The 14,979-nt window shown below is 41.5% G+C and carries 6 protein-coding genes; 1 reads left to right on the top strand and 5 read right to left on the bottom strand.

The genetic code is table 11. The annotated features are described in order from the left end of the window. A partial coding sequence (locus CFY87_RS07575; protein ID WP_094946598.1) for an ESPR-type extended signal peptide-containing protein occupies nucleotides 1–8,151 on the bottom strand: 8,151 nt, incomplete at its 3' end. A gap of 352 nt (nucleotides 8,152–8,503) precedes the next feature. On the opposite strand from CFY87_RS07575, the gene CFY87_RS07570 reads away from it, so the two are divergent. Continuing rightward, nucleotides 8,504–9,691, top strand: coding sequence for a M20 metallopeptidase family protein (locus tag CFY87_RS07570; RefSeq protein ID WP_094946612.1), 1,188 nt, complete (start codon nucleotides 8,504–8,506; stop codon nucleotides 9,689–9,691). Between the two features lie 109 nt (nucleotides 9,692–9,800). Here CFY87_RS07570 and leuD read toward each other — a convergent pair whose 3' ends face one another. The 4 genes from leuD to leuA all read right to left on the bottom strand — a co-directional run bounded on the left by leuD (nucleotide 9,801) and on the right by leuA (nucleotide 14,780). Beyond that, nucleotides 9,801–10,403, bottom strand: a complete 603-nt coding sequence (gene leuD, locus CFY87_RS07565) for a 3-isopropylmalate dehydratase small subunit (protein ID WP_094946597.1) — start codon at nucleotides 10,401–10,403, stop codon at nucleotides 9,801–9,803. Nucleotides 10,404–10,489: 86 nt separating this feature from the next. Next, nucleotides 10,490–11,899, bottom strand: a complete 1,410-nt coding sequence (leuC, locus tag CFY87_RS07560; protein WP_094946596.1) for a 3-isopropylmalate dehydratase large subunit — start codon at nucleotides 11,897–11,899, stop codon at nucleotides 10,490–10,492. 129 nt (nucleotides 11,900–12,028) lie between these two features. Then, on the bottom strand, nucleotides 12,029–13,105 hold the full coding sequence (leuB, locus tag CFY87_RS07555; RefSeq protein WP_094946595.1) for a 3-isopropylmalate dehydrogenase: 1,077 nt from the start codon (nucleotides 13,103–13,105) through the stop codon (nucleotides 12,029–12,031). A gap of 124 nt (nucleotides 13,106–13,229) precedes the next feature. Continuing rightward, the gene (gene leuA / locus CFY87_RS07550; RefSeq protein ID WP_094946594.1) at nucleotides 13,230–14,780 is read right to left on the bottom strand and encodes a 2-isopropylmalate synthase; all 1,551 of its coding nucleotides are present in this window, start codon (nucleotides 14,778–14,780) and stop codon (nucleotides 13,230–13,232) included. Nucleotides 14,781–14,979: the final 199 nt, after the last annotated feature.

The following is a 14,979-nucleotide window of genomic DNA, read 5'->3' as shown; positions in this document are numbered from 1 at the left end:
GGCTGCCTGCAAAGCACTATGCACCGCTTTGGAGCTCACCGCTCTTTCATCGTGTTCGGAAACCTCATCCGCTTTATTTAGGGTTAAAGTTAACTTAGCCCCGTTTCCGTCTTTTGTAACACTTGTTTTGATATCCTTTTCTTGAGCATTGCCGTCTTTAGTCTTACTCTCCGAACTATCGATCGTCAACAACTTGTCTAAGTTGACCAGTTGTTCTGTTTGACCTGATTCATTTCCTTTGAATTTAAGCCCTCTTTCGTCTACATATTTTTTATTGGCGGCGTCATAGTTGTCCGTCGGATCGGCAACAAACACAATTTTCCGCTTATGTCGCATTGACCCGACTGACAATGCATTGGACTTCGCCAGCGAACCTGTCCCCAATACAATGGCATTATGTATCTCATCATCTGCCGTGATATTCGAGCCTAAGATGATGTTTTCGTTTCCTTCAACTTCATTTCTTGAACCGATTGAAATATTCTGTTTACCGGTGATTTTGTTGTCCGATCCCATTACGTAATTTTGTTCTTTCTCAATAACGTTATTATCCCCCACGGCAAATGAGAAGTTGCCTCTTACCGTGTTTTCTCTACCGATACCGATCGAACTCATTCCAAGCACATTGGAATCTTGACCTATTGATACTGCACCGGTATTCAATGCGTTTGCTCCGTACCCCATGGCAATAGATCCTTCATTTTTCGATATCGCACCATGTCCTACAGATATCGAACCTTCTCCCAACGCTTCCGTTGTTGATGAATCCGACACTTTCACGGATTTCTCCCCCGTGCCTTTTAGGTAATTGACTAAGGCTTTAGCTTGTACTAATTTGGTTGATTCTTTATCCGAATTTAAATCGATTTTATCAATCCCAACATTTTTTCCAAAGTCAGCTTGTTTACCGTTAATATTCGATCCATCAACTTTTAAGAACTGCTCTCCTAAGTCTTTTGATGTAGTGTATTCTTTCAATTTTTCCGCTACCGCTTTGGAAGTGATGACTTTTTCGTCCTTGTCAGAAACAGTCTTCGCTTTATTTAAAGTAAGCGTGAGTGTGCCGGCATCTTTAGCATCGCCATTGGTAGATGGCGTTAATGATGCGGTGATGTCTTTTTCAGCAGTCGTCGTACCATTGCCCACTGTCGAGCTGTCAATGGTCAACGTTCCACCTAATTGCATTGTTGCTGTTCCATTAGTAGTATCATTACCTTTAAAACTAATACCTTTATTAACAGCCGTGATTAAATCTTCAATTGCCCCTTTGAATGTGTTTTGTTTTTTACTAGGATTATTTGATCCTTTAATTTCTGTAAATGATGGAGCATCAAATCCTGTTTTTTCAGTATTAACAGCAACCCCCAATTTACCAGCCAAGTCATCCAACTGTTTACCAGTTATAGCATCATTTGAATTATCAGCAATTTGTCCATCTCCCAGTCCTGAGATTTTCACTTTATCAGTTCCTGATTTTTCTAATGTTAATGTAGCCCCATCTTCAGGAGATAATGTTATTTTTTTATCTTTTAATGATATTTTTGTATTGTCATTAGCAATAGACTTGATACCTGTTAAGTTTTCGTTTAACGATACCGTGAATTCTCCTTTTTTCGTGTTAGTTGTTGCGTCTAATGTTACAGTAACATTCGTTCCGCCTTTAAACTCAACTTTTTTATCTGTTTCACTATTTTTTCTAGTGAACTTAGTTTTTCCATCACTAAATGTAATAGCCGCTTCACCTAGTTTGTCGGCGTCAGCATTATTCTTCGTTATCGCATTATCAAGTGCTGTTAATGCCTCTCCGATATTTTTATATTCACCTTCATTGTTGCTAGTAGTTTTTCCATTTTTCAATGTATAAGTCGGTTCTGTTATTATTCCATCAGCACCAATTTTAGCATTTCCACCTAAAGCCGTTACAACAGAATTTAGTTGCGATTTATTAATAGCGTCATTATCACCTGTACCATTTGCAACACCAGAAATTTTAACATTTGTATCGTTTCCTGCTCCTACTCCTGTTCCTGTCAATGTTAATTTTAATTCATTTCCATTAGCAAAGTCTGGTGTTAGCGATATTTTTTTAGTACTGTCAGCACCTAATTCTAAAGCTTCAAATCTTGGAGTTTTTAATAACCCTATTCTAATTGCATTATTCTTTTCATCAATTTTTGTTGCAATGTTATCTAGTGAATAAGTTGTATCAAAGTTTTCTATAACCGCATCTTTACCAGTTATTTTTAATGTTTCTCCTAATTCTCTTTTTAAAGTTTTTGGATTAGAATCTGTACTTTTTTCATTTACCGCAAAAGTCAACCCTTTTGTCTTCAAGTCTAATACAGCAGCTTCCGTTGCAGCTCTTCCAGCATTACCATTAATTCCATAATCTTTCCCATCAACTTTTCTATCTGTTAATCCTGTTAATGATATTCCTTCTTTTCCGTTAGGTCCATCTTTAGCAATTGTTAATTGTTTTCCCTCTGCTGTAATAACAACATTTTTCTTATTATTTCCATTTGCTAAATCAATAGAATTTGCATTAGTACCACCTTCAGCAATTATTTTATTTACGCCCTCTAACGCATTATCTTTAACCTTAACAGTTTTACCTGTGATTGTAGTTAAATCAATTTCTCCATTTTTTAATTCTATTTTTGAATTATTGTCTGCACTTTCAAGACTTGCAGTACTCTCTCCTAATGTTAATTTAGCTTTATTAGTTCCTTTAGTAATTGATTCAATTCCAGTTAAATTTTTAGACAATCCTATTTCTAGTGTATCATTTGCATTTCCATTAGTATCACTTTTCTTAGCAGTAACCTTGATATTTCCAGGAGTTGATGCATCAGCTGCTTTTTCTCCAACTATTTTTAAAGTTTCTCCTAGTTTTCTGTTTACTTTATTACCATTACCATCTTCAAATTTAAGACCTTTTGTAATAATAGCAGCAGCAACTTTCGCTAGATCTTCAACATTTGCAGCGTTTGATTTATACATTTCATCAGGAGTACCTTTTAATACGTTATCAAGATTAGTTGTGTTAGCAACGTCTCCAATTCCACTTGCAACACCAGTTATTTTCTTATCTCCTAAACTTAACCCATTACTATCAAATTTATATGTTGCATTATCTACTCTGAATGTTATATCTTTTGTTCCGTTGCTATTAAATGTAATTTTAGCCTTATCATCTTTTCCAATAGACGATATATTTTTTAAGTCACTATTAAGTACTATAGTCAAATCCGTTCCAGTCGCTTCTGTAGATATGTTTTTATGATTAGCATTTGCTGTTTCTTGTTTTCCTTTAATACCTAAAGTTCCTGTTATATCGTTAGTTTCTCCTTTATCTGAAGTCACTTTAAATGTTCCCGCTTTAGTCGCTAATTTTTCATCCACATATTTTTTAGTAATCAACGTATTTTCAGGTGTGTCTTTATTGATTTCTCCATCTACTGTTACTGATTTAAAGTTAGGATTTTCTTTAATTCCAATTAACAGTTCTTTGTTACCTGGTGAATATGACGTTCTAATATTATCACTTTTAAAGTTAGTTTTTGTGTTTAATATCGGCTCTGTAACTTCCATATTCCCCGCTTTAATTTTTAGTGTGTCCCCAAGTTGAAGCGTTCCTCCTCCAGTAGTACCTCCATCACTAATTAAAAGTCCTTTATTAATAGCTGTCGTATTTTGACCAATGGCGTCTCTAAAAGTCATTGCTTTGTTATTATTTGTATTCCCATTATATTTAGCAATTTCAAACTCTGATTTCTTAAATCCAGCATTGCCATTATCCGCTTTTTCAGCACCAAGTACTTCCAGAGCCAATTTAGAAAATTCTTTAGTTACGCCGAATAATTGGCTTCCATTGATGGCATCTGTTGAGTCAGAACTCACTTTACCTGCCGCCACATGTTTAATGATACGCTCTGTCCCAGCCTTACCTATACTTAATACTGTCTTATTGTCTCCTTTTCCAGCTTCAAAGTTAAATTTTACACCTTCTACCGTCGCATTTCCCTGTGCTGTTTCTTTAGTAGTTGCTTGAGATCCTTTACCTAGAGCAATAGAATCGCCCGCAGCAGTTGCCACGCTTGCACCCTCTCCAATCGCTACGGCACCTATTGCATTAGCTTCAACATTTGCATCTTTACCTATTACTACTACTTCATTTACATTTTTAGCTGTTGCACCGTGTCCTATAACAACGCTACTTTTTGCATTTGTTGCTTTAGTAGCATTACCAATAATTACCAAACTACTGTTTACTTCATTGTTACCACTGGCTTTATTAACAGTCATATTGTTACCTATGGCAACTATATCATTCCCAGCTGTTATACTTGTCTTATTACCAATAGCTACCGCCCATGCGGCATTTTCTATTTTGGTTTTACTTCCATTTTCATTAACTGCACCTATGGCTATCGAGTTATTACTTCCACTCAATACCTGCGTGCCATAACCAATAGACACTGCTCCATCTGATTCCGCTTGTGTTCCTATCCCTATTGCGACCGCACCTTTTTTGGTTGCTCCATTATTCGCATAGTTTCCATCACTATTATTCCCACCATTTATTGAAACAAAATGCGTTGTCGCCTCTTTCAACTGAGCCACATTCACTGCATCCGTATCTTGTTTACCAGCAGCAAGTCCTGTGATTTGTCGTGTATCGTTACCGTTTCCTATAGACAGAGCACCGTATCTCGATTTCCACGCACCATAAGCACTCGCGTTTTTGTGGTTTGCACCAGTTACTGTATTTAGTCCAACAATATTCGCGTCAGTATTCGCCACAGAGTTACTTCCCAACGCAATTCCGTTCGATTTTCTCACCGTCGCTTGCTGACCTAGAGCCACACCGCCAGTAGCCGTCGTTTCAGCCTTAGCTTTGTATCCCAACGCCACGACATTTTGGGTTTGAACGTGTGCCTCTTTACCAAGCACCACAGAATTTTCAGCGTTACTTGCTTGCGCTTGGTTACCTAATATCACCAAACTGTTGTTATTTCTGCCGCTTACGTCGATATTATTCCCCAACGCCACGATATCCGTCCCGTCTTTGATTTTGGTTTTGTTCCCGATAACCACAGCCCACGACGCGTCTATTACTGCCGTTCTAGAGTTTTCGCTGTTGCTTGTATCTTGTCTTTCGTCTACAGCCCCTAAAACTATTGAACTTTTCGCATTTTTTAATTTTAATCCACTACCAATAGCGACCACAGCGTCTTTTTTCGCGTTAGCGTTATCTTGTTCGATATTCATATTCGAACCAATTATCACCGAATGATTGATATCCGTATTCAAATTGTTTCCGATTAAAACCGCAGATTCTGCATTCGATCCGGCTTCAACATCAACCCCAATTGCTATTGCCTTTTGTGCTTTTGCTCCGTCATTATTGTAGTTTCCAGCTTTTAATGCTGGTTCATTTACCGATAAATAATGAGATTTTCCGGCGTCTTTTAATTTGTCGTCAACATATTTTTTATTAACAACGTGGTTCTTGTCTGTAGGGGCTTGATTAATTGTCACATTTGTAAACGTTGGCGTGTCTGTCATTCCAATTTTGAATGTAGCTGTGTTACCAGATTTATCAAGTTGGACTTTTAAATTCGTTGATTTGTGTGTTGTGCTAATATTGTCAGCTTTAATTGTTATTGTTGAACCTAAGTTGAACATTTTACTACTAATTCCATCACTAAAGTTATACCCTTTATTCACTGCGGTAATAAGTTCATCTATTACACCTTTAAAATTGCTTTGCGTTCCATTTGTTTCTCCAACATATTTCACAGCTGCAAAACTAGGATTATCAAATTTTGTATTATTAGCGTTTATAGATATCCCTAAAATATCCCCAACATTTTTCAGTTGATGCCCAGTGATCGCCTGATCGGAGTTATCTGCAATCTTGCCGTTCGCTAAATGCCCGAATTTGATTTTTTCCCCAATATTGGCTAATTTTGTTGTCGGTTCAATGACTTCATTCGCCCCTTTTGCTCCGATAAGAACGTTTTCTTTAGGAATTTCTTTTGAATTTTTCATCGGTTCGCCATTGTCGGTGTTAACCTTATAAAATTTACCGTCTGCATCTTTGACGAGCTTAATCTGTTTTCCGCCCTCTTCGGTATAGTACACCATCGGCCCTTCTTTTTTCACATAATACAAGGCTTTTAACTGCCCCACGGTTGCCACGTCGGAATCCAACGCCCCGGGCGCAGCGTTGACAATTCTTCTAAACCCAACTTTGCCGCTTTTATTCCAACCGCCCACGGACACAACACCATCAGCATCGCTTACATCAACTTTATAACTTGACCCTTTAGGGAAATAACTCGGCAATTCAATAGCATCTTCCCCCATTAACGTTGCAGCGGATTTGTTATCGTCTTTGTAAAAATAGTTAGTGGTACTTTTATACCCTAACGCCACGGAGTTTTGCATCTTCACTTCCGTTTCGTTACCCAACGCCAGCGAGTTCTCTCCGTTTAAGTTATTATTAACAGCATCATTTAAAACTTTAGATCCAATCCCCAATGCAATTGAATTTTTTCCATCCGCTCTTGAATAACTTCCTATTGCAAAACTTTCTTTTCCTATCGCTTTAGCGGCATATCCTATAGCAACGGTATTTTCATCTTTTGCGTAAGCATACGGTCCCATAGCGACACTTGATTTTCCAGTGGCATAGGCTTGACGTCCTAATGCCAAGGAATTTTCTCCGTTAGCTATAACGTAATATCCGATTGCAACACCTCCTGTAGCACCATTAGCTTTTGCTTTCTCTTCACCGGTTCCGTCTTGTTGATCCGCTTTAACCTTATATAAATTTTCTTTATTTGTATCTAACTTAGATAATTTTTCATATGTTTTATCTCTACTATCATCAGCATTTCCATTATACATTTCCTCTAAAACAACTCGATCGTGAGAACTTCCAATCAAATTGAAGTGCTCTCCTTTAACTTCTACACCGGCAGAGGCTCTTGTTCCTATTGCTACCGAACCCTCTCCGCCGGCATAAGAGATATATCCATATACGATAGAACCTTTTGCAAGTGATTGTATATTATTTCCTACTGCTACACCCGCATCGTTATATACAAATACTTCATTCCCTACTGCTACAGCAGAGTTACCAAACGCTAATGTCCCTGTCCCTAATGCCGTTGAATAGTTCCCTCTTGCAATAGATGATGTCCCTATTGCCAGTGAACTATGCCCAAAGGCAACGTTTCTACTTCCGATCGCTATTGACGAATCTCCATATGCCCAGTTATGGGTTTTATATGCAGGTTCACTTCCGTTCATTTTTAAATATTGTTGATATAAAGTTTTTTTATCTCCATTATTTTGTGAATAATTTTTTGTTGCAGCATATTCACTCGTGTAGTTAAACTTGGATCCATGTGTATGAAACAAGTCCCATATATCATAACTTAAAGCCTTTTGTGAATAGGGATTGTTAATAGTTCCAGTATCACTCTTAGATTGTCCCACATTGTCCGACCCTATTGATATCGACGATGCTCCATATGCTACCGTATCATTCCCCAATGACACCGACTCCAGCCCATATGAAAAGGCTCTATATCCTACAGCTGTTCCTTGATGGCTGTCTTCTTTTCTATTTTTTGTTTCTTTACTATTTATCCCCACAATCGCTTTATATCCTATAGCTGTAGTATCATTCCCCCCTACTACAGCACGTGATCCTATCGCTACCGTTCTCCAGAAATCTTTGTTTCTTAATTGTGTTTCTGCCCCCGTTCTATTCCGTCCACTGGTTAAAAGGGTAGATTCTTTGGATTTAATATCACCATCGTTTATATTATGTTGATAACCCCATTTACCTTGGTCATACATAATTCCAGTTCCCTCATGTAAACCCCCGTTACCATTCTTGTTTAAATCATCCTTAGATAGAAGCCAAACATCTGCCGCCTGCCCCACACTCGGCAACAACCCACACACCAATAACGCCAAAGGAGCAAGCTTAAACAACCCTAAAGCATATCCCAAAAAACCACCGCACTTTAGTTTCTCCGAACTGCTCGCCACTTGGCGGTTGTTGGCTAATTCAGAAACGGCTTTGGTTTGACCTGTAGTAACATCGTATTTGGTTTTGAAGATTTTGTTCATAGAAATTCTCTTATTGAATAGTAATTGCGTTGTGCCGAACCTCAGTGCGGTCGGCAAAGAAAAATAACCGGAATGTTATCAACCCCCCCCCCCGACTTTCAAGCGTTTTTTGTTTTTTTACAGCTTGTAGGTACCCCCTTATTGAGGGGGATATGTCAGCGATTTTTTGCCGTCTTGCCGACGTTTTCATCAAGAGATATTCCGCCGAGAACGCTGTATGACCTCGGCACCGCTGAAAAAAATTTGCACAAATACAACAGGTTTAATGATAGAATGGGAAAGTTATTTACTCATGCCGTCAATTCCAACTTGGGAGGAGCGACGACGTATTTTTGACTATGAGGAGTTTAAAATGTCCTATTTAGAGAAAGCTAAGCAACTTTTTGACGAAGCCAAAGCAGTCAGAAGACAGATTCATCAACACCCTGAAGTGGGTTTTGATCTGCCCGATACCATGGCGTTGATTAAGAAAAAACTCGACGAACACGGGATTGCCTATCGTCAGCTGGGGAATACGCATGCGTTGGTGGGGACGTTGGGTGATGCGACCAAGGGCAAAACGTTATTGTTACGTGCCGATATGGACGGGTTGCCGATGGTCGAAGAAACGGATTTGGAATTTGCCGCCAAAAATCAATGTGCGCATTTATGCGGTCACGATATTCACGCCACAGGCTTGTTGGTGACCTTGATCATGCTCAAAGCAGACGAGGATAAGTTACAAGGGCAGATTAAGTTTTTATTCCAACCCGCCGAAGAAACGCTCAACGGCGGTAAATTGATGGTCGAGCAAGGCGTATTGGAAAATCCTAAGCCTGACGCCGGTATGGCATTACATATGTGGCCTAACGGTGAAAAACCGGGGATTTTGATCCATAAAGAGGCGGCATTGGCTTCTGCACTGAATTTTAAAATTGAGATTAAGGGCAAGGGAGCGCACGGGGCGATGCCTTATAACGGTGTCGATCCTGTGTTTGTGGCGTCACAAATTATTAACGGTACGAATGGGATTTTAGCGCGTGAATTGCCGTCCAGCAAAGGAGCGTCGTTGTCCATGGGGTCGATTAATGCGCCCGGCGGTGCGATCAATATTGTTCCGCCGAATGCGTATTTAGAGGGAACTTCCCGCTCGTTATACGATGATTCGGCTAAACATATGGCAAAAAGATTACCTGAAATTGTCGAACATATCGGCAAGGCGTTCAGAGCCGAAACGGTCTATGAGGAAGTCGCCAATGTGCCGGCTTTGGTGAATACGCCTGCAATGTCTGAGTTGGTCAAGGCTTCTGCAGAAGAGGTTTTAGGCGAAGGTTACGACGTGAAATACATCGACCCGATTTTGGCATCCGAGGACTACGCCCATATCGCCAGCCGGTTGCCTGAATCCTGCTATTTCTTTGTCTCCTGCCCACAACCGGATGCAGACGGCAATGTCTATGCAGTACACCATCCTAAAGTCGTCTTCAATGAAGAGGCTTTGATTATCGGTCCTGCCACCATGGCTCAAGCCGCCGTGAACTGGTTGGCAAGTCATCGTTAAGCTACCGTCTTCTCTTGAGCCGATGTATTGGGGTAGCTATACATCGGCTTTTTTATTTTTAGGAGCTATTCCTATTCGATAGGTTGATTGGTATAAAAAGAAAGACCGATTAACGCAAAAACGCGGGAATATTCCTTTCATATTCAGCAATTTTATCTTCATGCTGTAGGGTCAAACCGATATTATCCAATCCGTTTAATAAGCAATGGCGACGGAATTCGTCAAGCTCAAAGCGGTATATTTTTTCGCCCACGGTGACGGTCATGGCTTCTAAATCCACATGAATTTGTTTGCCTTCATTTGCCCATACCCATTGGAAGATTTCTTCTACTTCGTCTTCCGTTAATTTAATCGGCAACATGTGGTTATTTAAGCTGTTGTTGTAGAAAATATCAGCAAAACTTGGCGCGATCATAACTTTAAAACCATAATCCGCTAATGCCCAAGGGGCATGTTCTCGAGATGAACCGCAACCTAAATTTTTGCGTGCCAGCAAGATGGTTGCGCCTTGATATTGGGGGAAATTCAACACAAATTCCGGATTGAGTCGAGTTTCCGCGGCATCAAGATAACGCCATTCGTGGAATAAGTGTTTACCGAACCCCACGCGGGTGATCGCTTGTAAAAATTGTTTGGGAATAATGGCATCAGTGTCCACGTTTGCTGCATCAAGTGGAACCACTAAGCCTGAATGTTGTTTTAATCCTGCCATGTTTTGTCCTTAGAGCGGGCTTAGTCGCCCACTATGTAAATTTATCTTATCGCGGTAATTTTGGGTGGGCAAGGATGCCCCTATGATTAGTTTAATTCGACTTCACGAATATCAACGAATTTGCCGAACATCCCCGCGGCGGCTGCCATGGCGGGGCTAACTAAATGAGTACGTCCGTTGCGACCTTGGCGACCTTCAAAGTTGCGGTTTGAGGTGGAGGCACAACGTTCCCATTCGCCTAGACGGTCGTCATTCATGCCTAAACACATTGAGCAACCCGGGTTACGCCATTCCGCGCCGGCTTCGATAAAAATTTTATCCAAGCCTTCTTTTTCCGCTTGTTCTTTTACCAAGCCGGATCCCGGCACTACTAAAATGCGTTTAACATTATCCGCTTTTTTACGCCCTTTCATTACCGCGGCGGCGGCGCGTAAATCTTCGATACGTGAGTTGGTGCAAGAACCGATAAAGACTTGATCCACCGGCACATCTTTAAGATCGGTATCGGGTTCTAAGCCGATATAAGCAAGGGCTTTTTCTGCAGAGGCTTTGGTGACCTGATCTGTCATTTCTGCCGGATTCGGTACTTTTTCATCAATGGCGATCACCTGTCCGGGATTCGTTCCCCAGGTCACTTGCGGCGCGATGTCTTTAGCGTCCAGCACGACCACCGTGTCAAATTGCGCATCCTCATCAGAGTTTAAGGTTTTCCAGTATTCCACTGCCTCGTCCCAATCTTTGCCTTTTGGAGCGTACGGTTTGTTTTTTAAGTATTCAAATGTGGTTGCATCCGGAGCTACCAAACCGGCTTTGGCTCCAAACTCAATTGCCATATTACACACCGTCATTCGCCCCTCCATAGAAAGATCACGGATCGCCTCGCCACAGAACTCGACAACGTGCCCCGTGCCGCCTGCCATGGTGGTTTTACCGATAATCGCAAGCACAATGTCTTTTGCGGTAATCCCCGGGTTTACTTTGCCCCGCACTTCCACTTTCATGCTTTTAGCTCGCGCTTGTTTTAAGGTTTGCGTAGCGAGTACGTGTTCCACTTCTGAGGTACCAATACCAAACGCCAAGGCACCAAATGCCCCGTGGGTTGCAGTATGTGAATCGCCACAAACAATGGTCATGCCCGGCAAGGTTAAACCTTGCTCCGGCCCCATGACATGCACAATTCCCTGCGCTTTGGTATTCATATCAAACAGGGAAATGCCCGTTGCTTTACAGTTTTTATCCAATTCCAATACTTGAATTTTTGCTTGACCCTCCAGTTTGTTTACATCACGCACTTGGGTAGAAATGCTGTGATCCATAGTGCCGAAAGTTTTGCTTACTTGGCGTACTTGACGCCCTGCTACGCGCAACCCGTCAAAGGCTTGCGGGCTGGTAACTTCGTGAATTAAATGTCGATTAATATATAAAATCGGAGTTTCTCCCTCTGCTTCGTATACCACGTGGGCATCAAACAGTTTTTGATAAAGGGTTTTTGCCATTTTTGTGTCCTGTAGGGTGGGGAAATCCACCATTAATTAAACTGTGAATAGAAAGATTATTAGTAGGACGCCGAGCATGGCGTCTCTACTATCATTTCAAATATTGATTGTAGGGTATCAACTTTACGCTTAAATTGCATTTGCAATTAAGGTGCCCATTTCTGCGGTTGAAATCGGTTGGGTTTCGTCCGCCAAATCTGCGGTGCGATGCCCTTGTGCCAAGACTTTTTTCACTGCATGTTCAATGGCATTGGCGGCGTCATTTAAGTCAAAACTATGACGTAACATCATTGCCGCTGATAAAATTTGCGCAATAGGGTTGGCAATGCCTTTGCCTGCGATATCCGGCGCCGAGCCGCCGGCAGGTTCGTATAAACCAAATCCGTTTTCATTTAAACTGGCTGATGGCAGCATGCCCATCGAGCCTGTAATCATTGCGCATTCATCAGAAACAATGTCGCCAAAAATATTGGAACAAAGTAATACGTCAAAAAATTCCGGTTGTTTGATTAATTGCATAGTCGCGTTATCAATATAAATGTGATCCAATTTTACTTCCGGATAGTTTTTCGCCACATCCGTTACCACGTCGCGCCATAAAGTTGAGCTGATTAACACATTGGCTTTGTCTACGGAGGTAACGTGTTTATTGCGTTTCATTGCGGTTTCAAACGCTACTTTAGCAATACGTTCGATTTCATAACGATGATACACTTCTGTATCATAGGCTTTTTCGTTCGCCCCCTCGCCCTCACGCCCTTTCGGCTGACCGAAATAAATCCCGCCGGTTAATTCACGTACCGTCACCATATCAAAGCCTTTCGCCGCAATATCCGCACGCAACGGGCAAAATTTTTCCAAGCCTTGATACAAGGTCGCCGGACGCAAATTACAAAATAGCGCAAAATGTTTACGCAAGGGTAATAATGCGCCGCGTTCCGGTTGTTGATTTGGCGGCAAATGTTCCCATTTCGGACCGCCGACGGAACCAAATAAAATCGCGTCACTTTCCTCACAACCTTTGATTGTTTCTGCCGGCAGGGGAGTTCCGTGATTGTCAATGGCAATGCCGCCGACATCAAAAGTGCGGTAATTTAATTTAAAATTATATTTTTGTTGCACTGCGTCCAATACTTTGATGGCTTCCGCCATGATTTCCGGACCAATTCCGTCTCCGCTTAATATTGCTACGTTGTATGTTGTCATTTTGGGGTTTCCTATTTTATTTTAAAAATTTTGTAAAATCCGACCGCGCTTGTAGGAACATACGCAGTGGGTTTACCACATCATATACGGTTTATCACGGATACACGCGCTGTGTTCGTACTGATTAATGTTTTAAATCCTTAGTCAAATCAGCGACTTTATGCGCGCGATAAATTGCATTGATGGCGTGAATCAATGCACGTGCGGAGGATTCCACAATATCCGTCGCTAAGCCGACGCCATGGAAACGACGTCCGTTATGTTCTACAACAATGTCCACTTGCCCCAAGGCTTCCGCGCCCTCGCCTTTCGCGGTCAAGTTATAGCTTAACATTTTTAAGTCAATTTTCGTAATTTTTAAAATCGCATTAAACACCGCATCTACCGGTCCATTACCGCCGCTGGATACTTCGCTGTATTTTTCGCCATCCAATTCCACCTGTACAAAGGCGGAGGCCGGTAAATGGCTGATCATTTGTGAGGTGATCACATCTAATGTCAAGCGATCTTCGTCGCCTTGTTGCATATCGATAAAAGCAAGCGCTTCCAAATCGTAATCAAATACTTGTCCTTTTTTATCAGCAAGTTTTAAGAAAGCATCATATAATTTATCCAAATCATATTCGTTTTCCTGATACCCCATGGCGTCCATGTGGTTTTTCACTGCGGCACGACCGGAACGCGCGGTTAAATTTAATTTTTCTTTCTTTAAGCCAATAGTTTCCGGCGACATAATTTCGTAGGTATTTTTATTTTTCACCATCCCATCTTGGTGGATACCGGAAGAATGAGCAAAGGCATTGGAACCGACAATGGCTTTGTTCGGCTGAATCGGCATATTACAAAGTTGGCTGACCATTTGGCTGACGCGGTGAATTTCCTGCGTGCTAATGCGCGTGTCCAATCCGTTAAACATATCCTGACGGGTTTTTATCGCCATGACCGCTTCTTCCAACGCGGTATTTCCCGCACGCTCGCCGATTCCGTTGATGGTACATTCAATTTGGCGCGCGCCCATTTGCACCGCGGTCAAAGAGTTTGCAGTTGCCATGCCTAAATCGTTGTGGCAATGTACGGAAATCACTGCTTTATCCACATTCGGTACGCGATTCATCACGTTATGAATAATCTCGCCAAATTGCATTGGTAACGTATAACCTACCGTATCGGGAATATTGATCGTTGTCGCGCCAGCGTTAATCGCCGCTTCCACGATCCGACAAATATTATCGATACCGGTACGTCCCGCATCTTCACAAGAAAATTCCACATCATCCGTATAACGACGCGCACGCTTGACCGCGTTAATTGCCATTTCCACCACATCATCAAAGGTGCGACGTAATTTGGCTTCTACGTGCAACGCGGAGGTGGCGATAAAGGTATGAATACGAAAGGCTTCTGCCACTTTCAAGGCTTCCGCTGCCACATCAATATCCTTATCCACCGCTCGGGATAAGGCACAAACACGACTGTTTTTGATATGTTGCGCAATGGTTCTGACCGACTCAAAATCGCCCGCAGAAGATACCGGAAAACCGACTTCCATGACATCCACACCCAAACGCTCCAAGGCTAAGGCGATTTGCAATTTCTCTTTCACGGTTAAACTGGCTTTTAACGCTTGTTCGCCATCACGTAATGTCGTATCAAAAATAATTACATTATTTGTCATTTTGTCGTCCTTTTTTGCTCTGTTGCACACCAAGTGCGGTCATTTTTTCAAAAATTTTGCTATAAAAAAAACCCGCCTCTACGTGCGGGTCTAACATTCTGGTTTTCACATTTACTGTTTTTTATCCATAACCTAGCCGCACAAAGTATGTGTGAGCAGGAGGTTGAGAGATAAAACAACGGAAGTAAACATAAAAATA

The organism is Actinobacillus seminis (assembly GCF_002263215.1).
Lineage (GTDB): Bacteria > Pseudomonadota > Gammaproteobacteria > Enterobacterales > Pasteurellaceae > Actinobacillus_B > Actinobacillus_B seminis.
This window is presented reverse-complemented; position numbering and strand designations above follow the sequence as displayed.

Coding starts and splice junctions, on each gene's coding strand:
- leuA (WP_094946594.1), bottom strand. CDS start 14,780: ATGACAAATAATGTAATTATTTTTGATACGACATTACGTGATGGCGAA.
- leuB (WP_094946595.1), bottom strand. CDS start 13,105: ATGACAACATACAACGTAGCAATATTAAGCGGAGACGGAATTGGTCCG.
- CFY87_RS07570 (WP_094946612.1), top strand. CDS start 8,504: ATGTCCTATTTAGAGAAAGCTAAGCAACTTTTTGACGAAGCCAAAGCA.
- leuD (WP_094946597.1), bottom strand. CDS start 10,403: ATGGCAGGATTAAAACAACATTCAGGCTTAGTGGTTCCACTTGATGCA.
- leuC (WP_094946596.1), bottom strand. CDS start 11,899: ATGGCAAAAACCCTTTATCAAAAACTGTTTGATGCCCACGTGGTATAC.